At 66.6% G+C, this 24158-nt stretch carries 27 protein-coding genes, 1 tRNA gene and 1 other RNA gene; 18 read left to right on the forward strand and 11 right to left on the reverse strand.

Annotated elements, in window-relative coordinates; translation table 11 throughout:
* Positions 1-80 precede the first annotated feature (80 nt).
* Positions 81-701 carry an inner membrane-spanning protein YciB gene (locus BVE01S_RS15160; protein WP_066629325.1) on the reverse strand — a complete coding sequence of 207 codons (621 nt, stop codon included), beginning with the start codon at positions 699-701 and terminating at the stop codon, positions 81-83.
* 1 nt (position 702) lies between these two features.
* Positions 703-1638: a signal recognition particle-docking protein FtsY gene (gene ftsY / locus BVE01S_RS15165; RefSeq protein ID WP_066629327.1), complete on the reverse strand. Its 936-nt coding sequence runs from the start codon at positions 1636-1638 to the stop codon at positions 703-705.
* A gap of 328 nt (positions 1639-1966) precedes the next feature.
* Between ftsY and BVE01S_RS15170 the strand changes: the two genes are divergently transcribed.
* From BVE01S_RS15170 to BVE01S_RS15175, 3 genes are all read left to right on the forward strand, one after another.
* Entirely contained in the window at positions 1967-2938 is a 972-nt protein-coding gene (locus tag BVE01S_RS15170; protein ID WP_066629329.1) for an alpha/beta fold hydrolase, read from the forward strand.
* Positions 2939-2943: 5 nt separating this feature from the next.
* Positions 2944-3075, forward strand: coding sequence for a hypothetical protein (locus BVE01S_RS17405; protein ID WP_276309696.1), 132 nt, complete (start codon positions 2944-2946; stop codon positions 3073-3075).
* A 106-nt stretch (positions 3076-3181) separates the two neighbouring features.
* Complete coding sequence (locus BVE01S_RS15175) at positions 3182-5275, forward strand: transglycosylase domain-containing protein (protein WP_066629332.1); 2094 nt, start codon at positions 3182-3184, stop codon at positions 5273-5275.
* Positions 5276-5346: 71 nt separating this feature from the next.
* On the opposite strand, the gene BVE01S_RS15180 is transcribed toward BVE01S_RS15175, so the two are convergent.
* From BVE01S_RS15180 to BVE01S_RS15195, 4 genes are all read right to left on the reverse strand, one after another.
* On the reverse strand, positions 5347-5724 hold the full coding sequence (locus tag BVE01S_RS15180) for a lysozyme inhibitor LprI family protein (RefSeq protein ID WP_066629335.1): 378 nt from the start codon (positions 5722-5724) through the stop codon (positions 5347-5349).
* 58 nt (positions 5725-5782) lie between these two features.
* On the reverse strand, positions 5783-6505 hold the full coding sequence (locus BVE01S_RS15185) for a M48 family metallopeptidase (RefSeq protein ID WP_055754441.1): 723 nt from the start codon (positions 6503-6505) through the stop codon (positions 5783-5785).
* Positions 6471-7751, reverse strand: coding sequence for a polyhydroxyalkanoate depolymerase (locus tag BVE01S_RS15190; protein WP_066629337.1), 1281 nt, complete (start codon positions 7749-7751; stop codon positions 6471-6473). The genes BVE01S_RS15185 and BVE01S_RS15190 overlap by 35 nt, the downstream gene beginning before the upstream one ends.
* An 80-nt stretch (positions 7752-7831) precedes the next feature.
* A complete protein-coding gene (locus tag BVE01S_RS15195) occupies positions 7832-8455 on the reverse strand; it encodes an SCO family protein (protein ID WP_066629339.1) in 624 nt (207 codons plus the stop codon).
* Positions 8456-8499: 44 nt separating this feature from the next.
* On the opposite strand from BVE01S_RS15195, the gene BVE01S_RS15200 reads away from it, so the two are divergent.
* The 3 genes from BVE01S_RS15200 (at position 8500) to BVE01S_RS15210 (ending at position 11419) form a co-directional block, all read left to right on the forward strand.
* The gene (locus BVE01S_RS15200) at positions 8500-9966 is read left to right on the forward strand and encodes an ActS/PrrB/RegB family redox-sensitive histidine kinase (protein WP_244878406.1); all 1467 of its coding nucleotides are present in this window, start codon (positions 8500-8502) and stop codon (positions 9964-9966) included.
* An 87-nt stretch (positions 9967-10053) separates the two neighbouring features.
* Entirely contained in the window at positions 10054-10608 is a 555-nt protein-coding gene (locus BVE01S_RS15205; protein WP_055754444.1) for an ActR/PrrA/RegA family redox response regulator transcription factor, read from the forward strand.
* Between the two features lie 43 nt (positions 10609-10651).
* On the forward strand, positions 10652-11419 hold the full coding sequence (locus BVE01S_RS15210) for a DUF3800 domain-containing protein (RefSeq protein WP_205678461.1): 768 nt from the start codon (positions 10652-10654) through the stop codon (positions 11417-11419).
* A gap of 122 nt (positions 11420-11541) precedes the next feature.
* On the opposite strand, the gene BVE01S_RS15215 is transcribed toward BVE01S_RS15210, so the two are convergent.
* Entirely contained in the window at positions 11542-13383 is a 1842-nt protein-coding gene (locus BVE01S_RS15215) for a DNA polymerase III subunit gamma/tau (RefSeq protein WP_066629356.1), read from the reverse strand.
* 594 nt (positions 13384-13977) lie between these two features.
* Positions 13978-14073: signal recognition particle sRNA small type (gene ffs / locus BVE01S_RS15225), an RNA gene on the reverse strand.
* Between the two features lie 47 nt (positions 14074-14120).
* Between ffs and nudC the strand changes: the two genes are divergently transcribed.
* Positions 14121-15041, forward strand: a complete 921-nt coding sequence (gene nudC / locus BVE01S_RS15230) for an NAD(+) diphosphatase (RefSeq protein ID WP_066629360.1) — start codon at positions 14121-14123, stop codon at positions 15039-15041.
* Here nudC and BVE01S_RS15235 read toward each other — a convergent pair.
* Positions 15038-15760, reverse strand: coding sequence for a 3-deoxy-manno-octulosonate cytidylyltransferase (locus BVE01S_RS15235; RefSeq protein ID WP_084375445.1), 723 nt, complete (start codon positions 15758-15760; stop codon positions 15038-15040). The two genes, nudC and BVE01S_RS15235, sit on opposite strands and share 4 nt — an antisense overlap.
* Positions 15761-15902: 142 nt before the next feature.
* On the opposite strand from BVE01S_RS15235, the gene BVE01S_RS15240 reads away from it, so the two are divergent.
* Positions 15903-16637 carry a c-type cytochrome gene (locus tag BVE01S_RS15240; RefSeq protein ID WP_066629370.1) on the forward strand — a complete coding sequence of 245 codons (735 nt, stop codon included), beginning with the start codon at positions 15903-15905 and terminating at the stop codon, positions 16635-16637.
* 72 nt (positions 16638-16709) lie between these two features.
* Here the strand turns inward: BVE01S_RS15240 and BVE01S_RS15245 are convergent, their stop codons facing one another.
* Positions 16710-17324 carry a malonic semialdehyde reductase gene (locus BVE01S_RS15245; protein WP_066629373.1) on the reverse strand — a complete coding sequence of 205 codons (615 nt, stop codon included), beginning with the start codon at positions 17322-17324 and terminating at the stop codon, positions 16710-16712.
* Positions 17325-17481: 157 nt separating this feature from the next.
* Here BVE01S_RS15245 and BVE01S_RS15250 point away from each other — a divergent pair, with 157 nt between their 5' ends.
* Positions 17482-17811: a YbaB/EbfC family nucleoid-associated protein gene (locus BVE01S_RS15250; RefSeq protein ID WP_066629376.1), complete on the forward strand. Its 330-nt coding sequence runs from the start codon at positions 17482-17484 to the stop codon at positions 17809-17811.
* On the forward strand, positions 17811-18413 hold the full coding sequence (gene recR / locus BVE01S_RS15255) for a recombination mediator RecR (protein ID WP_066629379.1): 603 nt from the start codon (positions 17811-17813) through the stop codon (positions 18411-18413). The genes BVE01S_RS15250 and recR overlap by 1 nt, the downstream gene beginning before the upstream one ends.
* 5 nt (positions 18414-18418) lie before the next feature.
* Here recR and BVE01S_RS15260 read toward each other — a convergent pair whose 3' ends face one another.
* The gene (locus BVE01S_RS15260) at positions 18419-18781 is read right to left on the reverse strand and encodes a hypothetical protein (RefSeq protein ID WP_055754450.1); all 363 of its coding nucleotides are present in this window, start codon (positions 18779-18781) and stop codon (positions 18419-18421) included.
* A 120-nt stretch (positions 18782-18901) separates the two neighbouring features.
* Here BVE01S_RS15260 and BVE01S_RS15265 point away from each other — a divergent pair, with 120 nt between their 5' ends.
* The 8 genes from BVE01S_RS15265 to BVE01S_RS15300 form a co-directional block, all read left to right on the forward strand.
* Positions 18902-20119 (forward strand): DNA recombination protein RmuC, encoded by a 1218-nt coding sequence (locus BVE01S_RS15265; protein ID WP_066629380.1) that lies wholly within the window; start codon positions 18902-18904, stop codon positions 20117-20119.
* Positions 20120-20204: 85 nt separating this feature from the next.
* Positions 20205-20663 (forward strand): hypothetical protein, encoded by a 459-nt coding sequence (locus BVE01S_RS15270; RefSeq protein WP_066629381.1) that lies wholly within the window; start codon positions 20205-20207, stop codon positions 20661-20663.
* A 3-nt stretch (positions 20664-20666) separates the two neighbouring features.
* Positions 20667-20873, forward strand: a complete 207-nt coding sequence (locus BVE01S_RS15275) for a helix-turn-helix transcriptional regulator (RefSeq protein WP_039244055.1) — start codon at positions 20667-20669, stop codon at positions 20871-20873.
* The gene (locus BVE01S_RS15280; RefSeq protein WP_066629383.1) at positions 20870-21520 is read left to right on the forward strand and encodes a hypothetical protein; all 651 of its coding nucleotides are present in this window, start codon (positions 20870-20872) and stop codon (positions 21518-21520) included. Before BVE01S_RS15275 ends, BVE01S_RS15280 begins: the two co-directional genes overlap by 4 nt.
* 44 nt (positions 21521-21564) lie before the next feature.
* Complete coding sequence (locus BVE01S_RS15285; RefSeq protein ID WP_084375446.1) at positions 21565-22527, forward strand: TraB/GumN family protein; 963 nt, start codon at positions 21565-21567, stop codon at positions 22525-22527.
* A gap of 81 nt (positions 22528-22608) precedes the next feature.
* Positions 22609-22683 (forward strand) — tRNA-Gly (locus BVE01S_RS15290).
* A gap of 422 nt (positions 22684-23105) precedes the next feature.
* Positions 23106-23672, forward strand: a complete 567-nt coding sequence (locus BVE01S_RS15295) for a hypothetical protein (RefSeq protein WP_066629393.1) — start codon at positions 23106-23108, stop codon at positions 23670-23672.
* Between the two features lie 257 nt (positions 23673-23929).
* On the forward strand, positions 23930-24158 hold a 229-nt coding region (locus BVE01S_RS15300), incomplete at its 3' end, for a hypothetical protein (protein WP_157076483.1).

Consider the following 24158-nt stretch of genomic DNA (forward strand, 5'->3'; position numbering starts at 1 on the left):
TTTCGTCCGAACACGTATCAGCTCTGCTTTACGATTTGACGGGGAAAGCGCGTCGGTTCCGTGACAGTTCCGCTTGGTCTCTAGAGCCCGGTATCAGGCGAGACGGGGGCCGGCTCCTCGTCCTTGATCAGGTGCTTCATGATGAAGAAGACTTGCCAGACGCCGAACACGGCCGAGGCGATCCACAGGCCGCCGCGGAAGGCGACCCACGCATCGTCGGACTGGGTGCGCCAGACGATCTCGTTGATTATGCAGACGGCGGCGAAATACAGGCCGTAACGCAGGGTCAGGCCGCGCCAGCCCGCGTCGGTGATGCGGATCGCCTCGCCCAGCAGATATTTGAACGGATAGCGGTTCAGCGGCAGCGACCCCAGCAGCACGACCGCCAGCAGGCCGTTCTGGATCGACAGCTTGATCTTCAACAGGTTCGGATCGTGGAAGACGATGGTCAGCACGCCGAAGATCAGGGCGAAGCCGCCGGTCAGCAGCGGCAGGGGCGCCAGACGACGCTCGACCACATAGCCGACGATCAGGGCGATCAGCGAGGCGCCGACCAGGACCCACGTCGCCTGAACCAGGGCTTCCTGCCCGTCCAGACCGCGCGCGAACCGGTTGATCGCATAGGCGGCCATGAAGGCCACGAGGGCGCCGAAATCGACGGCCTGGCGGATGTTGGAAGCCTTCTTCGGCGTCTCGGTCATGTCAGTCTTCCAGTCCCACCAGCGAGCGGGAGAAGGCGCGGGCGTCGAACGGTTGCAAATCCTCGACCCCTTCGCCGACGCCGATCAGCATCAGCGGGGCGTCGGACGCCTGGGCCACCGGCACCAGCACGCCGCCGCGTGCGGTGCCGTCCAGCTTGGTCATGACCACGCCGGTCACGAAGGCGGTGCGGCCGAAGATCTGTTCCTGAGCCAGGGCGTTGCGGCCCACGGTGGCGTCCAGCACCAGCAGGGTGTCGTGCGGCGCCTCGGGATCAACCTTCTTCAGCACGCGGACGATCTTGAGCAGTTCGTCCATCAGGGCGGACTTGTTCTGAAGCCGGCCGGCGGTGTCGATCAGGACGACGTCGTAGCCTTCGGCCCGCGCCTTGGTATAGGCGTCGAAGGCCAGGCCCGCGGCATCCGCGCCGTCGCGACGGCTTTCGAAATCGGCGCCCGCGCGCTCTGCCCAGACCTTCAGCTGTTCGCGGGCGGCGGCGCGGAACGTGTCACCGGCGACGATCATCACCCTGGCGCCCTTGCCCGTCAGATCGGCGGCGATCTTGCCCAGGGTCGTGGTCTTGCCCGAGCCGTTCACCCCGACGAACAGGACGACATAGGGTTTGGGGCCGGACAGGGGGTCGAAGGTCGCTTGGCGCGGCGACAGTTCGGCGGCGACCGCCTCGGCCAGGGCCTCCTTGACCTCGCGCTCGGGCGCGTCCTTGCCGAACTTCAGGCCGCGAAAGCGTTCGACGATCCGGGCCGAGGCGGCAGGGCCGAGATCGCTCTCCAGAAGATGCTCTTCCAGCTGCTCCAGCGACGCCTCGGACAGAGGCTCCTTGACGAAGGTGGCGACGACCTGATCGGTCATCTGTTTGGAGGAGCGCGAGAGCCCAGCGGACAGGCGCTGGAACCAGCCCTTTTTCGGCGTATCGTTCATGCAGTGGCTTTAGCGGGGGCGAAGGCCGACGTCATCCGCATTCGCGAACGCTGTCCGTCCGTTCAGACGGTCGGCGACAAAAACACCGTCTAATTCGTCTAATTCGTCCAATGTCGATGACTCCCGGCGAAAACCAGACATTATACCGCGTTCGCGGATCGGGATGGCTGGCGTTCGGTGACATCGGATAAGTTGTTGTAAACGCTGCGGTCGCCGCGACAGATTGCGCCGGCAAGGCGGGTAAAGATTGCGCGACCGAAGCCAACAGAGAACTTTACATAACAAAGCTTAGGCCTCATAAGCCAAGCAACACGAGGGGAGTTTCGTCATGACCATTTCATCCACTGTCAGCCGCATCGCCGGCGCCGCAGCGGCCGCCGCCTTGATCGCTGTGGCGCCAGCAGCCTTTGCGCAGGACGGGCACGGCGCCCATGCCGAAAGCGGCCATGCCCACGGCCATCAGCATGCGGATTTCCAGTCCGACCGCATCCATGTCCGCGTCGACGGCGACGCCGGCGGGCGCGACATCATCCTGATCCCCGGCCTCAGCTCGTCGCCGGAGATCTGGCAGGGGACGGTGGATCATCTGGGCGCCGGCTGGCGCGTGCATCGCATCCACGTCCAGGGTTTCGCCGGCGCGCCGGCCGAGGGCAATGCGCAGGGCGCGACGCCGTCGCCCGTCGCTGCGCCTGTCGCCGAAGAGATCGCCCGCTACATCCGCGAACAGGGCCTGACCAAGCCGGTCGTCGTCGGCCATTCGATGGGCGGAACCATCGGCATGATGCTGGCCGCGCGCCATCCCGATGCGGTCGGCAAGCTGATGGTCGTGGACATGGTGCCTTTCATGGGCGCGATGTTCGCCGCGCCGGGCGCCTCGGCCGAAAGCGTGACCCCGGTCGCGGACCAGATCTGGGCCGCCCAGGCCAACAGCCCGCGCGAGGCCTATGTCGCCCAGGCGACCACCAGCATCAACGGCATGATCAACACCGAAAGCCGCCGCGCCGAGGCGTTGGAAGACATGCGCGAAAGCGATCAGAAGGTCTCGGCCGCCGCCTTCCGCGAGCTGATCACGACGGACCTGCGTCCCGAACTGTCCAAGATCACCGCCCCGACCGAGGTGGTGTACGCCAAGTTCAACGATCCCCGCATGACGCCCCAGATCACCGACAGCATCTATCGGATGTCCTTCGCCAATCTGAAGGACGCGCAGTTGAAGCGGATCGACGACAGCGCCCACTTCATCATGTTCGACCAGCCCCAGGCCTTCTACGCCGACCTGGACGCCTTCCTGGCGAAATAGGCGACGTGACCCATCATACCGCGAAACGGATCGTCGGCCTTTATCGGGATAGGGCCGGCGTGGGCATGACCGTCGAATACGACGGGGCGGAAACCCACATCTGGCTGGCTCGGCGCGCCTTTCTTTCGGCGAAATAGCCGCTCACGATCCCGTGAAGTCGGCGGGGCCGTTTCGGTGGGCGTTCATACGCGATACACAGCCGATGAACGAGAACTCGCCCAAGGCGGCATCTGAAGGACGGACATGGCGGGACCGGTGAATGCGGGCGGACCACAGGCGCAGGGCAAGCCCCGCCGGTCGGCCCTGGGACGGTTGTTCTATTGGAGCGCCGTGCTGGCGGTCTGGGGGCTGATCTTCCTGGTCGTCTTCTTCGCCGTCTTCGCGCGCGGCCTGCCGGACACCTCCAGCCTGTATCAGGTCGATCGTCAGCCCTCGATCACCTATCTGGATCGCAATGGGGCGCTGATCGCGACGCGGGGTACCCAGATGGCGCCGCCCGCCGATCTGGACGCCCTGCCGGACTATGTGCCGGCCGCCTTCATCGCGATCGAGGACCGGCGCTTCTATCACCACCCCGGCTTCGACCCCATCGGCATGATGCGGGCGATGGCGACCAACGTCCGCGCCGGGCGGGTGGTGCAGGGCGGTTCGACCCTGACGCAGCAACTGGCCAAGAACCTGTTCCTGACGCCCGACCAGAACATGCGCCGCAAGGTGCAGGAGCTGATGCTGGCCGTCTGGCTGGAGATGAAATTCTCCAAGAAGGAGATCCTGGCCCTGTATCTGAACCGGGTCTATTTCGGCGCCGGCGCCTATGGGATCGAGGCGGCGTCGCAGCGCTATTTCGACAAGTCGGCCAAGAATCTGACGGTCGGAGAGGCCGCGCTGCTGGCCGGCCTGCTGAAGGCGCCCTCGCGCTATTCGCCGGTGTCCGAGAGCGAGCGCGCCGCCGCCCGCGCCACCGTCGTGCTGAACGAGATGGAAGAGGCCGGCGTCATCACCGCGGCTCAGCGCGAACAGGCCGTGACCCAGCCGGTCATCGTCTCGCGCACGCTTGCGACCCAGCACGCCCAGTATTTCATCGACTGGCTGGACAAGTCGATCCGCAGCCTGGTCGGCGAACCGACCGAGGACATGGTGGTCGAGACCACGCTGGACCTGACGCTGCAGACGGCGGCCGAGCGATCGGTGCGCCGCATCCTGGACCGCGACGCCGGCAAGGGCGTGCAGCAGGCGGCCCTGGTCGCGCTGGACGGCGACGGCCGGGTGCGCGCCATGATCGGCGGCTCCTCCTATGCCGACAGCCAGTTCAACCGCGCCGTCGACGCCAGGCGCCAGGCGGGCTCGGCCTTCAAACCGTTCGTCTATCTGGCGGCGGTCGAGGCCGGCTATACGCCCCAGACCCCGGTGGTCGATCAGCCGATCACCATCGGCAACTGGTCGCCCCGCAACTATTCCGGCACCTTCAGCGGAAACATGACCCTGGCCCAGGCCGTGGCCCAGTCGACCAATACGGTGGCGGCCTATGTCGCCGATCAGGTCGGGCGCGACAGCGTGGCCCGCGCCGCGCGGCGTCTGGGCATCGAAAGCCGCATCGGTCTGGAGCCGGCGATGGCGCTGGGCGCGGTCGAGGTCTCGCCGATCGAGATGGCCACAGCCTACGACGCCTTCGCCAATGGCGGGCGCCGCGTCGACGCCTATGGCATCAGCCGCATCCGCACCCCCCAGGGCCGCGTCATCTATCAGCGCCAGTCGGGCCAGAGCGGTCAGGCGATCAACAATCCGTCGCTGTACTACATGAACCAGATGTTGCGCGGCGTCGTGACCAGCGGCTCGGGCCGGTCGGCGGCGATCTCGGGCCGCGACCTGGCGGGCAAGACCGGCACGACCTCGGATTACAAGGACGCCTGGTTCGTGGGCTATACCGGCGGCTTCGTCACCGCCGTCTGGGTGGGCAAGGACGACAACACCGCCATGCGCGGCGTGACCGGCGGCTCGTCGCCCGCCGCCATCTGGAAGGGCTTCATGGAGGCGGCCTTGCCGCGCCTGGACGCCCCCGCCATCCCCAACGGTCCGCCCATGCCCGAAGGCTGGGTCGCGCCCGATCCGGTCGGTGACCTGATGAGCGGCCTGGATCAGAACGGCCTGCCCATCGAACCCGTCGATCCCCTGGCGGGCGAGCCCTATGTCCCGGACGACCAGGCGCCGATGCAGCAGCCTTCGCCGCAACCGTCCAGTCCGGCGTCCCCCAAGGGCGGTTATCGCGATTCGCCGAACCCGCAGCAGCCCGAAGGCCGTCCGGCGCCCGAGCGAAAGGGCGACGCCCTGTTCTTCTGATCACGACGCAAACAGCGCGTAAAAAAGGGAGGCGACCCGGCGGTCGCCTCCCTCTGCATTTCAGGCCTGGGTCAGCGGGGGCAGGACAGGTCGCCTTCCTGACATTGGCTGAGGGTCCGCAACTGGCGCGTCCGCTCCGTCGTCAGACGCGCGAAGCAGGTCGAATGCACCATCGGATAGGCGGAACCGCCCTGAACGCCGGAGGCCTCGAACCGGCATTGCTGATCGCGGAAGCTGATCCAGGTGCGTTGGGCGGTGCGCAACAGGGTGCGGCTGGCGGGCGACAGCCGTCCCATCGTCGCCGTGTATTGGCTGTTCAGCGCCCGATCGGCGCGCTGCAGTTCCTGAGCGGCGTTGGCGTTCATCGTGGCCTGCGACTGGGCGCTGGCGGACGAGGCGGCGGCAGCGGCGAGACCGAGCGCAATCGATAGGGTGAGCATCGTTTTCATGGAGCGTTCCTGAGTGGACGGGCCATGCTGAAACGCGCCCGGCCGCCGGGGTTTCCGCCTAGCGCCCGACTGCGTGAAGGGCGGCGCCGTAATCCTTCAGCCATTTGCGCCAAGGCTTGTGATCCCCGACCAGCCGTTCGACGACGGACCAATAGGCCGGGCTGTGGTCGGCGTGGACTAGGTGGGCGACCTCGTGGGCGGCGAGGTAGTCGATGACCGGGGGCGGGGCCATGATGACGCGCCAGGAATAGCGGATGGTGCGGTTGTGCGGGCTGCATGAGCCCCATCGCGACCGGGTGTCGGCGATGCCCATCTTGACCGGGCCCTGGCCTAGGGCGCGCAAGTGGTGGTCGGTGCGTTCCAGAAGCGTATCGCGCGCCTCGCGCTTCAGCAGGTTTTCGACGCGGCGGGCGTAGGCCTCGCCCTCGCCGCCCGAGCGGATGATGGTCCCGTCCTCGACCAGGCGCGCGGCGCCCGCGCCAGGCACGGCCTCTAGCCGCACGGGCCTGCCGCGCAGGGAGATCACCTGGCCCGGTTCCAGCGGGCGGCTCTTGGGACGGACGGCCAGGCGTTCGCTGATCCAGACCGCCTTGGATCGGGCGAAGGCGACGGCCTGGCTCAGGCCGCGCTCGGTCGGGGCGATGACCACGGCCTCGCCGGCGCGCGCGTCGATCCGCACCGACAGACGTCGCGCGCGCGGATTGACCGAAAGTCTGAGGACGGGACCGGCGCCGGCCCCGCTTTCGTCAAGCGGCAGCCGCTGACCGTTGCGATACGCCACCGGCGGCCTCGTTCTGAGCGATGAAATCGCGCATGCGGGGATAGATCTCGTCACGGAAGCGACGGCCGTTGAACACGCCGTAATGGCCCACGCCCGGCTGGACGTAGAGGACGCGGCGATCCTCGGGGATATTGGGGCACAGGCCGTGCGCGGCCTGGGTCTGGCCGACGCCCGAGATGTCGTCCTTCTCGCCCTCGACGGTCATCAGGCCGATGTCGGTGATCCTGGACAGATCGACCTTGCGCCCGCGATGCTCCAACAGGCCCCGCGCGAGCAGATGCTGCTGGAAGACGATGTCGATGGTCTGGAGGTAGAATTCTTCGGTCAGGTCCAGCACCGACAGATATTCGTCGTAGAATTCCTCGTGCTTCTCCACCCCGTCGCCATCGCCGGCGATCAGGCTGTTGAAATAGTTCCAGTGGGCGTCGCGGTGGCGATCCTCGTTCATCGACATGAAGCTGTAGAGCTGGACGAAGCCCGGATAGACGCGCCGCCCGAAGCCCGCATAAGGCAGGGGCACGGTGTGGATCATGTTCGACTTGAACCAGGTGAAGGGCTTTTCCTCGGCCAACTGGTTGGTGACGGTCGGCGACAGGCGCGCGTCGATGGGCGACCCCATGAAGGTCATCGACAGGGGACGGTTTTCGTCCTCGTCCTCGGCCATCACCGCGCCGGCGGCCAGCACCGGCGGGCCGGGCTGGCACACGCCGACGACGTGGGCGCGGCCCCCGATCTCGGCGAGCATCAGCCGGACGTGGTCGATGTAGTCGAAGAAATCGAACCGCCCCTCCAGCATCGGCACCTGGCGGGCGTTGACCCAGTCGGTGACATAGACGTCGTGGTCCTGAAGGAAGGCTTCGACCGTACCGCGCAGCAGGGTGGCGTAGTGGCCCGAAAGCGGGGCCACGATCAGGACGGCTGGGCCGGAGGCGGGCTTCTTGGCGCGCTTCAGGTCGCCGATGTTGCGGGCGAAGCGGACCAGGCGGCACCACGGGCTCTGCCAGATCACCTGTTCGGTGGTGCGCACCGGCTTGCCGCTGATGTCGATGGTTTCCAGCTTCCAGGCCGGCTTGCCGTAGCGCCGCGTCACGCTCTCGAACAGTTCGGCCGAGGCGTAGGCCGTGCGGCCGATGGCGGTGTCGGCCGCCGGGTTGAACGGCGAGGTCCAGAAGCTGCGGGCCAGTTGCGCGCCGACCCGGAACGGCAGGGCCGACTGGTAGGCGAGTTCATGAAAGGCGTAGAGCATGACGATCCGATACGGCCGAGCGCCGTTTGTGCAGGGCAACATATAATGCATCACCCTGCAAAAGGATTATGGGGTCGCCGCTAACCTCGCGCCATCGCCTGTTCGATGATCCTGGTCGTCTTGTCCGGCCCCATTCCATAGGCGACGGCGGTGCGGAACTTTCCGTCCGGGCCCATCAGATAGACAGTCAGGGAGTGGTTCATCGTATAGCCCTCGCCCTCGCCGACCTTCTGATAGAAGGCGCGGTAGGCCTTGGCGGCGGTCGCCACCTGTTCGGGCGTGCCCGTCAGGCCGATGGTCCCCTTGGGAAAGCCGTCGGATGACAGATAGTCCTTCAGCGCCTGGGGCGTGTCGCGTTCGGGGTCGATGCTGACGAAGACGATCTGCAGATCCTCCGCCTTGTCGCCGAGCCGCTGTTGCACCGCGCCCAGCTCGGCCAGGGTGGTCGGGCAGAACTCGGGGCAGTAGGTGAAGCCGAAGAAGACCAGGCTCCATTTGCCGTTCAGCATCGTCTGATCGACGGGTTGTCCATCCTGATTGACCAGTTTGAAGTCGCCGCCGACCAGGGGCTGGCCGGTCGACGTCACCTCGGCGCCGTCCGACGTGGGCGCACGACCGCTGACCACCACGACGGTGATGATGGCCAGCGCCACGGCGATGGCGATGCAGGCGCCCGCGAACAGCAGGATGGAACGACGCGGCATGACGGCCTCTCACGAAACGGATGTGATCGGTCTATAGAAGGCGTGTGACCTCGACAGAAGCCCGCATGGCGCCGCACGGCGCATCCTCTTCGGAGCCGTTGAACGGCTGGAGCGATGCGCCGCGTCGCGGCCGCGGGTTTTCGCTGCGGACCCTGATCGTTCTGCGCTGGCTGACCATCATCGGCCAGAGCGCCGCGATCCTGACGGCGCATCAGGGGCTGCATTTCCCCCTGCCGCTCTGGCCCTGCCTGATCGTGATCGCCATCAGCGCGGCGGTGAACGTGGGGGCCATGGCGCGGGTGCGCCGGCTGGAGGCCAGCCTGCCGGACGGGCGCACGACGGCGATCCATCTGGGCTTCGACATCTTCCAGCTGGGCGTGCTGCTGGGTCTGACCGGCGGGCTGGAGAACCCGTTCTGCCTGCTGCTGGTCGCGCCCGTCACCATCGCGGCGGCGGCCCTGCCGGCGCGTCAGGCCCTGATGCTGGGCGTGCTGGCCCTGATCGCGGTCGGGGTGCTGTTCTTCTGGTCCGAACCATTGCCGTGGCGGCCGCACGAGAACTTCCACCTGCCGACGCTGTATCGTCTCGGCATGGCCATGGCCCTGGTGACCGGCGTGGTCTTCACCGCCGGCTACGCCTGGCGGGTGGCGGCCGATGCGGAGAAGCTGGAGCTGGCCCTGGCGACCACCCAGGACGTGCTGCAACGCGAACAGAGGCTGGCGGCGCTGGGCGGCCTGGCGGCGGCGGCGGCGCACGAACTGGGAACGCCGCTGGCGACCATTCAGGTGGTGGCCAAGGAGCTTCAGCGCGCCTCCGCCCCCGACAGCGACGCGGCCGAGGATGCGGCCCTGATCCTGCAACAGGCCGAACGGTGCCGGGGCATCCTGACCCAGTTGTCGCAGCAGCCCGAGGGCGACGACGCCCTCTATGCCGACGTCTCGCTGAAGGCCCTGCTGGAAGAGGTGGTGGAGCCCCACCGGGGCTTCGACCTAGCCTTTGATGTGCTGGTCAAGACGCCGCCGGGTCAGCCCGCGCCGCGCGTGCGCCGGATGCCCGAGGTGATCCACGGCCTGTCCACCCTGGTCGAGAACGCCGCCGATTTCGCCAAGACGACGGTGCGGGTCCAGGCGGTGGTGGACGCCGGCTGGATCGAGATCGAGATTCTGGACGACGGGCCGGGCTTCGCTGGCGACATCCTGCCCCGGCTGGGCGAGCCCTATGTGACCAGTCGGCCGCAGGGCAAGGCGCGCCAGGCCCTGGCCGCCCAGGTCGCCGCCGCCGCCCGCCCGTCCAAACCCCGCGCGACGGTCGAGCCGCCCATCGCCCCCAGTCAGGGCGGCATGGGCCTGGGCTTCTTCATCGCCCGCACACTGCTGGAACGGACCGGCGGCTCGGTCAGCGTGGGCCAGGGCCTGCCGCAATCGGACGTCCAGACCGAGACACGGGCCGCGCCCCGTGGCGCGCGCGTGGCGGTGCGCTGGGCGCGACCGGCGCTGGAGGTCGCGGCATGAGGCGATTGGGTCGAAGCGTCGCAGGCGGAACCTTGGCCTTGACCCGCGCGCTACCCGTCCCGACTTGAAGCGGCAGGAGAGAAACGCATGTCAGAACTCGAAGCCCGCATCGCCGCCCTGCCCGACAAGTCCCTGCTGCTGTTGGACGACGACCAGGCCCTGCGCACCCGGATGGGGCGGGCGCTGGAGGCGCGCGGTTTTCAGGTGACGACCGCTGAATCCGTCGCCGAGGCGATGCAGCTGCTGCGCGACAAGGCCCCGGCCTTCGCCGTGCTGGACATGCGGCTTGAGGACGGTAACGGCCTGAAGATCGTCGAGGCGGTGCGTGAGAAGCGCGAGGACGCCCGCATCGTCATGGTGACCGGCTATGGCGCCATCGCCACGGCGGTCGCAGCGGTCAAGGCCGGCGCTGTCGACTATCTGTCCAAGCCCGCCGATGCCGACGATGTGGTCAAGGCCCTGCTCGCCACCGGCGATTCCCCCGAGCCGCCCGAAAACCCGATGAGCGCAGACCGCGTCCGCTGGGAACATATCCAGCGCGTCTATGAGCTGTGCGACCACAATGTCTCGGAGACGGCGCGCCGCCTGGGCATGCACCGCCGCACCCTGCAACGCATCCTTGCCAAGCGCGCGCCGCGATAGGAGCTGACACAGACGCGCAAACGTCTGAGTTGTGGTTGTTCTATTGACCGCCTTCCTTGGCTGGTCATTTTACAGCATGGCTTTTTCAGACTTCATTGTGTTCGCCGACGAAAGTGGTTCGCCCGTTCTAGAAGGGCCGGACCCGACCTTTCCGGTGTTCGTCCTGAGCTGTGTGCTGATCTCGAAACAGGTCTATGCCGAGCAAGTCGTGCCTCAACTTCAGAGGCTGAAGTTTGATTTCGTCGGCCACGATCAAATTGTCCTGCATGAGCGCGACATAAGGCGCCAGCAGAAGGCCTTCGCGTTTTTGCAGGCCAATTCAGCAGTTCGAGAAGCATTTCTGAATCGCATCAACGATATCGTTGCTGGTGCCGACATCGACGTCATAACGGCCGTTATCGACAAGGTCCGGTTGGCGGAACGCTACGCAAAGCCTTGGAATCCCTACGAAATCGCCTTGAACTTTTGCATGGAAAAGCTGCTTGCCCGCCTCCGCGCGCTCGAACAGCAAGATCGGCTCATCCATGTCGTCTTCGAGGGCCGAGGAAAGAAGGAAGATGCAGAGCTCGAACTGCATTTTCGACGCATTGCGGCCAATCAAGCGAACTGGGGTTATAAAAACCCAGACTTCAGCTTCCTGAACTGGGAACCCGTCTTCGTCGACAAGAAGTGCAATTCGTCAGGGCTTCAACTAGCCGATTTGATGGCGCGCCCCATCGGGCTCAAGGCCCTCCGTCCGTTGCAGGCCAATAGGGCGTTCGATCTTCTGCAGCCGAAGTTGAAGGCCGACGGGCTGAAAGTCTTTCCCTGAAAGCAGAAGGGCCCCCGGCGAACCGGGAGCCCTACGCCGACCGAGAAACCCCAGTCCATTTCGCAAAGCAATATAGGCCTTATTGATTAAAAAGTCAACAACCGAAGCGCGCGTGACGTTGTTCAATCCTCGTCGTCGTCCTCGACCACGTCGGGGATTTCCGGGGTGACCACGGTCGGGGCGATGGTCTTGATCTCGCCCAGCTTGGCGCCGGGGAAGGCCTGAAGCACCGCCTGGACGAAGGGATTAGCCTCGACCTCGGCGCGTTCGGCGGCGCGGGCCTTTTTCTGGATCTCGATGACCGTCTCGGCCCCGCCCTGGCCATTGGCGGCGATCAGCCAGGTGCGACCGGTCCATTCGCGCAGGCGGGCCGACAGCTTGCGCGCCAGTTCGATGGGCGCGCCCTGGACGCTTTCATAGACGATGGCGCCGGGCTTGAACGAGACCGGCTTCACATACCGCTCCACATCCATCTGAAGCCCGACCTCGCGCTTCTCGCCGATCAGGGCGACGACCTGTTCGAAGGTCTGCGGATCGGGCAGGGCAGGCGCCATCACCGGCCGCGCGGCCAGCTGCGCCGAAGTTCCGCCGCCGCCTCCACCACCGCCACCACGCGGGGCCGAGCCGCCGCCCATCGGTTCACCGGACTGCAGCCGCTTCAGCGCCTCCTCCGGTCCCGGCAGGTCGGCGGCGTAGGCCAGGCGCACGATGGCCATCTCGACCGCATCGGCCGGATTGGGCGCGCGCCGCACCTCGTCCAGCGCCTTCAGCAGCATCTGCCAGGTGCGCGACAAGGTCGCCGCCGGAATGGCCGCGCCCAGGGCCGCCAACTTCTGCGCCTGATCATTGGGCAGGCGCGTCGCGTTCGGACCCAGCATCTTGGCGACCGAGGCGGCGTGGCAATGTTCCAACAGGTCGTTGGTCACCTGCACCGGATCGGCGCCGAAGCCGTAGAGGGTGCGGAAACTCTCCAGCGCCTCGGGCGTGCGGCCGGCCATGACGCTTTCGAACAGGGCGATGGTCTGGGTCCGGTCGGCCAGACCCAGCATGTCGCGCACCGTCTCGGTCTTGACCGTCTCGCCGCGCTCGGCCTGGACCAAGGCCTGGTCCAGCAGCGACAGGCCGTCGCGCACCGACCCCTCGGCCGCGCGCGAGATCAGGGCCAGGGCGTCGTTCTCGATCTTCATGCCTTCGCGGTCGGCGATCCGGCCCAGATGCTCGACCAGGATTTCCGGCTCGACCCGACGCAGGTCGAAGCGCTGACAGCGGCTCAGGATCGTCACCGGCACCTTGCGGATCTCGGTGGTGGCGAAGATGAATTTGGCGTGGGGCGGCGGCTCTTCCAGCGTCTTCAACAGGGCGTTGAACGCCTGCGTCGACAGCATGTGGACCTCGTCCAGCACATAGACTTTGTAGCGCGCCTCGACGGGCGCATAGCGGACGCTTTCCAAGATGTCGCGGATGTCGTTGACGCCGGTGTGCGACGCCGCGTCCATCTCCATCACATCCATATGCTGGCCGGCCATGATGGCGGCGTCGTGCCGGCCGTGGGCGGTCAGGGTCAGCGACGGCTTGTCGATGACGTCGGTTTCGTTGTTCAGGGCGCGGGCCAGAAGGCGGGCGGTGGTCGTCTTGCCGACGCCGCGCACGCCCGTCAGCATGAAGGCGTGGGCGATGCGGCCCGTGGCGAAGGCGTTGGTCAGGGTGCGCACCATCGCCTCCTGACCGATCAGGTCCTCGAAGGTGCGCGGCCGGTATTTGCGCGCCAGCACCTGATAGGCGGCGCCGTCATCGACATGGGCCGCGACTTCGGCATGGGCGGGCTTCGCGACGACAGGCGCGGCGACCGGCTCAGGCGCCGCCGCGGCGCGCGCGCCGAACATGTCGTCGGTGTTCTCGTCGCGCTCGACGACGTCGTCCTCTTCCCAGGGCGGGCCGTCGAGATTCTTGTCGCTGTCCGTCATGGGAGGAAGTCTTACAGCGGGCGAGGTCCGCAGCGAAGCGGCCGTTCACCCAAAAGGCTGGATTATCTCGGATTGGAAACGCGGCGCTAGGACTCGGTCATGCAGGCAAGTTCATCAGCCGTACGTGCTGGTACCCTCGAATCTGCAAGTCCTTAAGAATTCCAACGACGTCGGTGTATCGATTGGATGCTTTCGGCCCGACGTAGATCGGGTTCCTGACATCGAGGCCCATTTCGTACAGGCGGCGACCGATTTCACTTGCGGGAGTACGTTGAGATTTGTCGCCGTTGTACGTCGAAATCTGGACGGTTCCGTCAGGGTTGAGATCGATCTGAGCGCCGTTTGTCTGAAGCGCCGTCTCGTAACAGCCCATCGTCCGGTAGACGCTGAACCCCGTCAACTGCGGTCGCGGCTCCGCGGGCACCGATCCACAGGCGCACAACCCCAACAATCCAAGGAGCCATACAGGTCTCATAGGACGACGTTCGCAGAAGTTGTGGCGTATCACAACCGTCTGCCCTGGCGTTCAAAAAATGGCGCGCCAAACGCGCTCGAGCAGCGAGCCTCCGTGCGGCGAGCGCTAGCGCAAAAAAGAGGAAGTAGAGACCGCGACCCGAAGGGGAATTCGTTGTGGCTGCTGCCTTCCGGCCCTGACCAGATTGGCGAAACCTTCGCCCGCGATCTCCAAGCGGAGATATGACGGGTGCGGCGGTTGGAATCAAGAGCTACAAACCCGCATGGCCCATCACAACACCTTCGCTGGCAATCCGCTCGATCGGGCCGGGGACCTGAGGAATGATCCCGACTGGCTGGCCGAGCAGGCCGCCAAGCCCTACGCCCAGGCCCTGGTGCTCTGGGAAGGGCGGCCGCTGATCGAGGAGACGGGCGAGGGGCCGAGGCCGGCGTGGCTGCAGATGCGCCATGCGCGCACCCTGGTGCGCGATCGCGAGGCGTTTCTGGGCCTGTGGAATGACGAACCCGTCTTCGCTATCGAGTTCGAAGGCTCGATCGATCCGACCGACGGACCGCTGGCCGGGCTGGGCGCTTTTCAAGAGATGCGCGCGGCGGCGGCGATCCTGCCGGCGGCGGATGCGGCGATCGCGGGCGGGGCCAAGAGCCTGTTCGACTGGCGACGCAAACACGGCTTCTGCGCCAACTGCGGCACTCTGAGCGAGACGGCGTCGGGCGGCTGGAAGCGGATTTGCCCGGCCTGCGGGACCGAGCATTTCCCGCGCGTCGATCCGGTCACCATCATGCTGCCGGTCTATAAGGGCGGGGCGGAGCCCATCTGCCTGCTTGGCCGTCAGGCGGCCTGGCCTGCCGGGCGGATGTCGGCCCTGGCCGGGTTCCTGGAGCCGGGCGAATCCATCGAGGAGGCCTGCGCCCGCGAGGTGAAGGAAGAGGCCGGCCTGACCGTGATCGCCACGGCCTATCACTCCAGCCAACCCTGGCCCTTTCCCTCGCAACTGATGATCGGCCTGATCGCGGAGGTGTCGGACGATCAGGCGCAACCGGACCAGACCGAACTGGAAGCCGTCGCCTGGCTGACGCGGGCCGAGGCGCGCGCCGTGCTGGCGGGCGAGCATCCGAGCATTCAGGCCCCGCCGCCCTTCGCCATCGCCCACAGCCTGATCAAGGCCTGGGTCGACGAGGTCTAGGCCAGCGCCCGCGCCGCCTCCAGGTCGGCGGGATTGTCGACGGACAGGGGGGCTTCGTCGATGACGGCGGCCCAAATCTGCATGCCCATTTCCAGGGCGCGCAGCTGTTCCAGCTTCTCGCGTTTTTCCAGCGGCGACGGCGGCGCGGCGCAGAAGCGGTTCAGCGCCTCACGGCGATAGCCATAGACGCCGATGTGGCGCCAGACGGGGGCGTCGCCGTACAGGGTCGAGCGCGTGAAATAGAGGGCGCGCGCCTGGCGTTCGCCCTCGCCCAAGGCCAGCACCGCCTTGACCACATCGGGATTGGTCCGGTCCGACCCGTCGGCCTCGGCGGCGACCAGGGTGGCGATGTCGCAGGTCGGCTCGCCGTGCAGAATGGCGGCGCAGGCGACGGCCAGACCGGGGCTGGCGAAGGGCATGTCGCCCTGGACGTTGATGACGGCGTCGAAGTCGCCTTCGGGGTCGATGGCGTCCACTGCGGCGCGAATGCGGTCCGAGCCCGAGGGCAGGGCCGGGTCGGTCAGGACGGCGCGGCCGCCTGCGGCTTCCACCGCCTCGACGATCTCGGAATCGCCGGCGGCGACCACGACCGGCAGGCCCGAGGCCTCGGCCTGACGATAGGCGCGCACGATCATCGGCGTGTCGCCGATCAGGGCCAGCGGCTTGTTCGGCAGGCGGGTGGCGGCCATGCGAGCCGGTATCATTATCAACGGATTCATCGACTTCCCTGACGCCTGTCTGGCCCGTCGCGCGTTGGGCCGGTTGCGAAGGCGGCGCTACCGTGCCAGAGACGCCAAAGCAAGATTATGTCCGGGGCGTGTTTTCGAGGGGCCCGGCCGGCAGAGGGAAACGACCAGGCGTATGAGCGGCGATCTTAAGTGGAACAAGATTTTCGGCGCGGCTCTGGGGACGGCGTTCGTCATCCTGGTCGTCCAACAGGCCTCGGGCCTCGTCTATCATTCGGAAGCCCCCGAAAAGATGGGCTATTTCGTCGATGCGCCGGAAGAAGCCGCCGGCGGTGAAGCCGCCGAACTGGCGCCCGACTGGGGCACGGTGCTGCCGACCGCCGATCTGGCCGCCGGCGAGGCCGCCTTCGCACGTTGCCAGGCCTGCCATGACGCGCACCAGGGCGGCGCCGACAAGATCGGTCCGAACCTGTGGGGCGTGGTCGGCGGGCCGGTCATGCACCGTCCGGGCTTCGCCTATTCCGACGCCATGGCCAAGCACAAGGCCGAGGCGCCGACCTGGGGCTATGACCAGATCAACAGCTTCATCACGGCCCCGGCCAAATACGTGCCGGGCACCAAGATGTCCTTCGCCGGCATCCGCGACACCCAGACCCGCATCAATCTGATCGCCTGGCTGCGCACGCAGGGCTCGGGCGGCTTCGCCATCCCGGCGCCGGATCCCACCCGTCAGCCTGGTGCAGCCGCGCCGGCCGCCGGCGCGCCCGCGACGGGCGAGGCCCCGGTGACCGAAGGCGCCGCCGCGACCGAAGCGACCGGCACGTCCCCGGCCGCCGGCGCCCCCGCCGCATCTCAGGCGACCCCGGCGGCCCCGCCCGCCGCGACGGCGTCTGCGCCGCCCAACACCTGATCGTTCCGGCGATGAACGACAAAAGGGCGGCCCGACGGGCCGCCCTTCTTCGTTTCTGGCTGAGCGCTCGGCTCAGAGGACCTGCGCGGCCTCGTCGAACGACAGGCGCGGCGAGCGTGGAAACAGGTTCTCGTCCGAGCCATAGCCGAGGTTGAGGATATAGTTCGGCTCGACATTGCTGTCGGGGAAGAACTCGGCCTTCACGCCGGCGGCGTCGAAGCCGGACATCGGCCCGACATCCAGGCCCAGGGCGCGGGCGGCGATGGTCAGATAACCGCCCTGCAGCGAGGCGTTGTGGAAGGCGGTCTCGCGCCGGCCGGCCTCGTCTGCGAACCAGGCCTTGGCGCCCGGCGCGTGGGGGAACAGGGCGTCGAGATGGTCGTGGAAGTCCATGTCCTGACCGACGATCACCGTCACCGGGGCCTGCTGCGTCTTGTCGCGATTGCCTTCGCTCATCAGCGGGATCAGGCGGGCCTTGGCCTCGGGCGAGGTGATGAAGACGAAGCGGGCGGGCGATCCGTTGACCGCCGTGGGCCCGAACTTGGTCAGGTCATACAGCTTGCGCAGCAGTTCCGGCGCGACGGGGCGGTCAGTCCAGCCGTTGCGCGTGCGCGCCTCGGTGAACAGTTGCGACAGGGCGGCGCCCGACAGCGGGACGTCGCGTTGATGAGTAGCGTCATAGGCCATGGGAATGCGTTCCTGACTTAAATAGCAACGAGTACAGGTGCTAATTAGGGTGTTTCGCAACAGCCGCAAGCGCCAATCCCGAAAGACTGGGTTTCGATATCACGCACCGAGCACAACCCCTCTGTCGCCCGAGCTTTGTTCGCCCTATCTAGAGGGCATGAAAGATCTGACCCAACTGATGCAGCAGGCCCAGGCGATGCAGCAAAAGCTGCAGGACGCCCAGGCCAGGATGGCTGAAACCACAGCCGAGGGTTCTTCCGGCGGCGGCCTCGTCTCGGTGTCCCTCAGGGGCCCTGGCGAGATTACGGCCATCAAGATCGACGACAGCCTGCTGAGCCCGGGCGAGGGCGAGATCCTGGCCGATCTGATCGTCGCCGCCCATGCCGACGCCAAGCGCAAGCTGGATGAGCAGAATAACGCCCTGATGCGCGAGGCCGCAGGCCCCATGGCCGGGATGAACATTCCCGGAATGCCGAAACTGTTCTGATGGCCGCCTCCGCCGGGCCGGAGATCGAACGGCTGATCTCCCTTCTCGCCAAACTGCCGGGCCTGGGTCCGCGCTCGGCGCGGCGTGCGGCGCTGGCTCTATTGAAACGGCGCGAGCAGTTGCTGGTGCCGCTGGCGGCGTCGCTGGTCGAGACGGCGGAAAAGGTCGTGTCGTGCTCGGTTTGCGGCGCGCCGGATACGCGCGACCCCTGCGCCATCTGTTCGGATGGAGCGCGAGACAACGGTCTGATCTGCGTGGTCGAGGAGGCCGGCGCCCTGTGGGCGATGGAGCGATCCGGCGCCTTTCGCGGAAAATATCATGTGCTGGGCGGATTGCTGTCCGCTCTGGACGGCGTCGGACCCGAGCATCTGCGGGTCACGGAACTGGTCGGGCGCGTAAGGGGCGGGGGCGTGCGTGAGGTCGTGCTGGCCCTGCCGGCCACGGTCGATGGCCAGACGACCGCCCACTATGTCGCCGAACGGATCGCCGGGCCGGATGTGGAGATCACCTCGCTGGCGCGCGGAGTGCCGGTCGGCGGCGAACTGGACTGGCTGGACGACGGCACCATCGTCCAGGCCCTTCGCGCCCGCCGCCCGGCCTGAACGAGTTAGTTCGAAGGCACCGTCGGGGCGTTGACGTTCGGCGCTTCGCCCGTCGGTGTGGCGACGGCGCGGCCCGTCGAATCCGTTGGCGCGTCGGCGGCGGGCGGCGTCTGGCTGTCGCCCGCGAACGCCTGGGTCTCGGCGGCGGCGGCCTCAGGACCCGTCTCAGCGTTCTTGGCGTTGAAAGCGCCGTTGGTCACGAACCACAGTCCCAACAGCAGCACCGCAGCGGCGAGCGTCGAAACCGCCAGGATGACGGCGATGCGCGGGTTCTTACGGCCGCTGCGCACCAGTTCGGCGTCGACCGGCCGGCCGTCGTGCACCGCATCGGCGGCGGTGTCGTGTCGGTGGGGCTTTTCCGGGGTCATGGGCGGGTCCTTCGTGCAAATGGCTGAGACACCAACGTCATCGCAACGGCGACGTTCCGGACAAGCGGCGCCGGAAGGGCCCCGCTTCTCATTGAAAGCGACTCCCGTTAGGAACGGAGCATGAACATGCTTGTGCCGATCCTCGCTGTCCTGGCCGCCGCCTTCGCGGGCGGTTTTCTGTGGGCCTATATGGGCTGGCAGAAAACGAGCGGCGCGCTGGCGGCGGCCGAGGCGCGCATCGATCTGGTCGAGGAAAGCCGTGTGACGATGGGCGAACTGCTCAAGGCCCAGGCCGCCCAGTCGGCCCAGGTCGTGGCGGATCAGATGGTCAGTCGCGCGACCGAGACCTTCCGCGCCCAGGATCAGCTCGCGCGCGAGCGGATGGCCGCCCAGCTGAAACCTGTCGCCGACACCCTGACGAAGTTCCAGGAGCATGTCGCCGCGTTGGAGAAGACGCGGTCCGAAGAAACCGGGGGGCTGCGCGAGCAGCTGGCCCAGCTGATGACGGCCTCGTCCGCCACGCGCGACGAGGCGCGCAAGCTGACCGAAGCCCTGCGCGGCAATACGGGCCGTCGCGGCCGCTGGGGCGAGCAGACCTGCCGCAACGTTCTGGAGGCCGCCGGCATGGCGGGGCGGTTCGACTTCACCGAACAGACCTCCAGCGCTGACGACGAGGGGCGCCAGAACCGGCCCGACTTCATCGTCCGCCTGCCCGGCGGCGGCATGTTCGTGATCGACGCCAAGGTCCCACTGGCCTTCGACGACGGGGAGGGCGACGAGGAGGCGCGCGCCCGCTCGGTCGGCCTGCGCACCGCCGCCAGCCTGAAGACCCATGTGCGCCAGCTGTCGTCCAAGGCCTATCAGGACCAGTTCAAGCCCAGCCCCGATTTCGTCGTCCTGTTCGTGCCCGGCGATGCGTTCCTGGTCACGGCGCTGGACCATGAGCCGGACCTGATGACCCAGGCCATGGCCTCGCGCGTCGTCATCGTCACGCCCTCGACCCTGTTCGCCCTGTGCAAGGCCGTCGCCTATGGCTGGCGCGCGGAAGAGCAGGCGGCCAATGCCGACAAGGTCGCCGCCCTAGGCCGCGAACTCTACAAGCGGCTATCGGTCATGGGCGGTCACGCCTCCGCCGTCGGGCGCGCGCTGGATACGGCCGTCGGCAAGTACAATCAGTTCGTCGGCTCGCTCGAGAGCCAGGTCATGGTCTCGGCTCGCCGGTTCGAGGATCTGCAGGTCGATCACGAGGGCAAGGCCTTGCCGGATTTGACGCCGGTTGAAACCGCCCCTCGCGCCATCGCCCGTCCCGAACTGATCGCCGCCGCCAAGGTCGAGTAGGGCCTCTTTCTGTGGAAAGGGCGCTTGACAGGGCCGGAGACGCGATGTCAATGTAGCTTGTCAATAGGACAAGGGGTGTTGACTGATGCGCAAGTGGCGGCCGGTAATCAAGGCGACGGTGATCACGTTCGGCGGCGGCCTGCTGTTCGCCTTCCTCGGCGGCATCGCGGTCGGCTACGCCTCCAGTTCGGGATGGATCGCGCCCGAGATGGGCGAACTGATCGTGACCGCAGTCTTCGCCGCCGCCGTCATGGCCGGCGCCCTGTGGATCGGCGCCGAATGGATGCGCGTGATCGACGAGGCTGCGCGTGAGGCGCACAAGGCGGCCTGGTACTGGGGCGGCACGGCCGGCATGTGCGTGAGCGGCGTCGGCCTGATCCTGTCCTCGGCCGGGCCGTGGCGTGACATCATCGCGCGTGAAATCGGATCGGGCGGCTCGCCCATCGACTATGTGTCCGCCGGCGCCGCCTTGATGATCGCCCCCATGCTGATCGGCTATACCGTCGTCTGGGTTTGGTGGTGGCTGGCGCGGATGCGGGGCTGAGCCATGAACAACCGTCTCAAGGTCCTGCGCGCCGAGCGCGACTGGAGCCAGGCGCAGCTGGCCGAACATCTGGGCGTATCGCGTCAGACCGTGAACGCGCTGGAGACCGGCCGTTACGACCCCTCCTTGCCGCTGGCCTTCAAGATCGCGCGCGTCTTCGGCCAGCCCATCGAATCCATCTTCTCGGACGATCAGGAGCCGACGAAATGAGGCCTTCCGCTATCTCTCCCGGATCCTGGCCACGCTGGGTTCGCGCCTTTGTTTTCGGCGCTGTCTTCGGGGTGATCGGCTACGGCGTCGGCGCCTGGCTGGCCAGGATCGCGCCGGGCGGACTCGGCCCGACCGACATGGACTTGCGCTGGTCGGACGGCCTGGCGATGCTGGTCGGCCTGGCCCTGGTCGCGGGATCGCTGTGGGCGATGTACGTCAGTTTGAACGCCGACCGCCTCGGTCGGATGTACAATCTGGATGGCCCTGCCTCGTCGGATGAGACGGCTCTGGCCCGGTTTCAGGCGCTGGTCATGGCCTTTTCCGGCGTCATCCTGACCCTGCCGGTCGTCTTCAGCATGGCGGGCGTCAATCCTGTGCTCGGCCTCAGCGCCATCGGCCTTCTGCTGGTGCTCCACACGGTGATGAATGTGCGCATCTATCGCCAGGCCAACGAGCTCTTGCGTCGAGCGGTGATCGAGGCGGCGGCCGTCACCTTTTTCGCGGGGCAGCTGGTCCTGTTTCTCTGGGCCGCCGCCGAGCGTCTGGGCGCCGCACCCGCCATCACGGCCTGGGACATCTACGCCGTCCTGATTGCGCTCTATCTGGGCTGCTCCGTGTGGATCAGCGTGCGTCGCGGCCTGGCCTGATCCCTCTTTCTTCTCCTTCATTTTCGACAACAACGAGACCTCTCATGACCTTCACCGATCGCCTTCTGTCGTCCGTTTCCAGCCTGGCGCGCGGCGCCGTCGGCGTCGCCGGCGGCCTGGCGCTATTCGTCGCCATCGCGGGCGTCCCGGCCGACGCCCTGGCCCAGACCGCCGCGCCGGCCGCCCCTGCGCCGATCCAGGGCGAAGGCCCCGCCCTGTGGGTGGTCAAGGATGCGGACTCGACCCTGTATCTGTTCGGCTCGGTCCATGTGCTTCGCCCGACGACCGGATGGGCCAGCCCCCGCGTCGAGGCCGCCTTCGACAGCGCCTCGGACATCTGGTTCGAGATCAGCAATCCCGACGATCAGGCTGCCATCATGCCGCTAATCCAGCAGCACGGCCTGTCGCCCGAGACCCCCTTGTCCAGCCGCCTGACGCCGGAAGAAAATGCCGAACTGGATGCCGCCGCCAAGGCCATGGGCGCCTACGCCGCCCAGCTTCAGCCGATGAAGCCCTGGCTGGCGGCGCTCAGCCTGTCGGTCGCGCCGCTGATCAAGGCCGGCTACGATCCTAAGTCGGGCGTCGAACTGGTGCTGAAGGCGCGCGCCGAGGCGGCGGGCAAGCCGATCCACGGCTTTGAGACCATCGACAAGCAGGTCGGCATCCTGGCCGGCCTGCCCGACGACGTCCAACTGGTCTTCCTGCGCGAGACGCTGAAGGACTACGAGAACGCCGCCACAAAACTGGATGAAATGGTCGAGGCCTGGGCCCGGGGCGACGTCGCAACGCTGGACCGCGTCACGATCACGGAAATGAAGGAGGCCTCGCCGGCGCTGTATCAGTCCGTTCTGGTGGATCGGAACACCGACTGGGCCAACCAGATCCAAACCCTGCTTGAAGGCTCCGGCACCGCCTTCATCGCCGTCGGCGCCGCCCACCTGACCGGCGACGACAGCGTCCAGGCCATCCTGCAAAAGCGCGGCGTCACCGTCGAGGCGGCGCACTAACCTCTGCCTTGAGCGCGGCTGCTGCGGCGGCTAAGACAATCAACGCCGGAGCGCGCTGACGCCGCTTCGGCGTTTTTCTGTGCGGGTGTAGTTCAGAGGTAGAACGTCAGCTTCCCAAGCTGAATGTCAGGGGTTCGATTCCCCTCACCCGCTCCAGTCCCGATCCTCGACACGTTGCCGCATCGGCTGCGGAGCGGCGCCATCTCGGGCAGCTACTCGATTTTGTGTGCCATTGTGAAACAGTTCGCTAGCGGTTGGTTGTCCCGCGATGGGACGCTGAGAATGCACGTGCTCGCCGCCGAAACGCCGTGACTGGCGTCGTCAGCCTAGCCGTCCCGAAAGCGATGACCGAGTTCTGCGAACGCCGCGCACTTGCGGCAGCCTGACGCACAACGCCGTTCAGCAAACGCATTGCATACCGCCGATCTTCGGCGTAAAGCGGCCACCGTTAACTATTTGTTAACCCAAGCCTGCCCGGCGCCGAACGTCTCGATTCGGGGTGGCACGGCTTTTGGAAGGGGTGGGGCGAACCGTCAGGGGTGACGGGCCGTCCTTGGGGACGGAAACGGGGTTGGGCAATGCAGAATTCATCGAAGCCTTTGCGCGCGTCGGTCCGCCGGCTGAGCGGAGCCGTTGCGCTGATCGTCGCCGCCACTGCGTGGCCGGCCCTGGCCAAGCCTGTCGCCGACAACCTCGACGTGGGCAAGACCCTGAACGTCAACGTCGTGGGCCAGATCGTCCCACGTTGCGAGATACAGGGCGGCGGAGACATCGACTTTGGCGAACTGACGGGCGGCGAACGCGCTACCGCGCTTTTCGGTCTGAACTGCAATGTGCCGTTCGATCTGAGCGTGACTTCGGCGCGAGGCGGTCTGGCCCACGTCACCAAACCGCAAGGCGAAGGCCCGTTCGCGGGTGTCCTCCCCTATGACGTCACCTTGACCGTTCCGACGCTTCGGCCTGAACCCCGCACGGTGCAGGCCAGCTTCAGCAGCGCCGACCATGTCGGAATGCTGAGCAGTGGCGACGGCATCGCGGCCGGCGGCGGCAAGATCGAGTTCCGCACGCGTCAACCGGCCGGAGCAGGTCTTCTGGCCGGGCAGTATACTGAAACCTTAACGGTGACGGTAACGCCGCGCGTCTGACGGCGCTAATTACCGGTAGACATTCAGTCCAGAACAGTTTTCGCATTATTTTTAGTAAAAGGAAGAATTACTTTTGCTTGAGTTGAGCAAAACGAATGTTTCTCCTGACGCGCGAATACGCTCAAAAATGATAGCTAACGCCGTTCTTTACTGTTGACGGTTTGTTAACAGCAGATTAACTGGACGAGATCGGACGGGGAGGGACTGCCGCCTCGATCGACTATTTTTTGCGAAATCATTCGCTTGGAGAGACTGAAATGAAGAAGTTCGCTTCGCTGATGGCCGGCGCCGCCGCGCTCGCCATGATTGCCGCCCCCGCAATGGCTGGCACCGTCTATCAGGGTTCGGCTACCGGTACCGTCAACCTCGGCTTCTTTGGTACCCTGTCGGGAACCACCAACAACACCTTCGTGGTCGGTCTGGTCGATGCCCTGAACCCTAGCGTCAACAGCAATGTCTCGCTGATCACCATCTCGGGCAGCTCGG

Origin of the sequence: Brevundimonas vesicularis NBRC 12165, from assembly GCF_001592205.1 — a bacterium.
GTDB lineage: Bacteria > Pseudomonadota > Alphaproteobacteria > Caulobacterales > Caulobacteraceae > Brevundimonas > Brevundimonas vesicularis.

What these genes read in the sequence shown, in the direction of transcription:
- BVE01S_RS15160 (WP_066629325.1), bottom strand. Translation starts at nt 701, where the DNA reads ATGACCGAGACGCCGAAGAAGGCTTCCAACATCCGCCAGGCCGTCGAT.
- ftsY (WP_066629327.1), bottom strand. Translation starts at nt 1,638, where the DNA reads ATGAACGATACGCCGAAAAAGGGCTGGTTCCAGCGCCTGTCCGCTGGG.
- BVE01S_RS15170 (WP_066629329.1), top strand. Translation starts at nt 1,967, where the DNA reads ATGACCATTTCATCCACTGTCAGCCGCATCGCCGGCGCCGCAGCGGCC.
- BVE01S_RS15175 (WP_066629332.1), top strand. Translation starts at nt 3,182, where the DNA reads ATGGCGGGACCGGTGAATGCGGGCGGACCACAGGCGCAGGGCAAGCCC.
- BVE01S_RS15180 (WP_066629335.1), bottom strand. Translation starts at nt 5,724, where the DNA reads ATGAAAACGATGCTCACCCTATCGATTGCGCTCGGTCTCGCCGCTGCC.
- BVE01S_RS15190 (WP_066629337.1), bottom strand. Translation starts at nt 7,751, where the DNA reads ATGCTCTACGCCTTTCATGAACTCGCCTACCAGTCGGCCCTGCCGTTC.
- BVE01S_RS15195 (WP_066629339.1), bottom strand. Translation starts at nt 8,455, where the DNA reads ATGCCGCGTCGTTCCATCCTGCTGTTCGCGGGCGCCTGCATCGCCATC.
- BVE01S_RS15205 (WP_055754444.1), top strand. Translation starts at nt 10,054, where the DNA reads ATGTCAGAACTCGAAGCCCGCATCGCCGCCCTGCCCGACAAGTCCCTG.
- BVE01S_RS15215 (WP_066629356.1), bottom strand. Translation starts at nt 13,383, where the DNA reads ATGACGGACAGCGACAAGAATCTCGACGGCCCGCCCTGGGAAGAGGAC.
- nudC (WP_066629360.1), top strand. Translation starts at nt 14,121, where the DNA reads ATGGCCCATCACAACACCTTCGCTGGCAATCCGCTCGATCGGGCCGGG.
- BVE01S_RS15235 (WP_084375445.1), bottom strand. Translation starts at nt 15,760, where the DNA reads ATGAATCCGTTGATAATGATACCGGCTCGCATGGCCGCCACCCGCCTG.
- BVE01S_RS15240 (WP_066629370.1), top strand. Translation starts at nt 15,903, where the DNA reads ATGAGCGGCGATCTTAAGTGGAACAAGATTTTCGGCGCGGCTCTGGGG.
- BVE01S_RS15245 (WP_066629373.1), bottom strand. Translation starts at nt 17,324, where the DNA reads ATGGCCTATGACGCTACTCATCAACGCGACGTCCCGCTGTCGGGCGCC.
- BVE01S_RS15250 (WP_066629376.1), top strand. Translation starts at nt 17,482, where the DNA reads ATGAAAGATCTGACCCAACTGATGCAGCAGGCCCAGGCGATGCAGCAA.
- recR (WP_066629379.1), top strand. Translation starts at nt 17,811, where the DNA reads ATGGCCGCCTCCGCCGGGCCGGAGATCGAACGGCTGATCTCCCTTCTC.
- BVE01S_RS15260 (WP_055754450.1), bottom strand. Translation starts at nt 18,781, where the DNA reads ATGACCCCGGAAAAGCCCCACCGACACGACACCGCCGCCGATGCGGTG.
- BVE01S_RS15265 (WP_066629380.1), top strand. Translation starts at nt 18,902, where the DNA reads ATGAACATGCTTGTGCCGATCCTCGCTGTCCTGGCCGCCGCCTTCGCG.
- BVE01S_RS15270 (WP_066629381.1), top strand. Translation starts at nt 20,205, where the DNA reads ATGCGCAAGTGGCGGCCGGTAATCAAGGCGACGGTGATCACGTTCGGC.
- BVE01S_RS15275 (WP_039244055.1), top strand. Translation starts at nt 20,667, where the DNA reads ATGAACAACCGTCTCAAGGTCCTGCGCGCCGAGCGCGACTGGAGCCAG.
- BVE01S_RS15280 (WP_066629383.1), top strand. Translation starts at nt 20,870, where the DNA reads ATGAGGCCTTCCGCTATCTCTCCCGGATCCTGGCCACGCTGGGTTCGC.
- BVE01S_RS15285 (WP_084375446.1), top strand. Translation starts at nt 21,565, where the DNA reads ATGACCTTCACCGATCGCCTTCTGTCGTCCGTTTCCAGCCTGGCGCGC.
- BVE01S_RS15295 (WP_066629393.1), top strand. Translation starts at nt 23,106, where the DNA reads ATGCAGAATTCATCGAAGCCTTTGCGCGCGTCGGTCCGCCGGCTGAGC.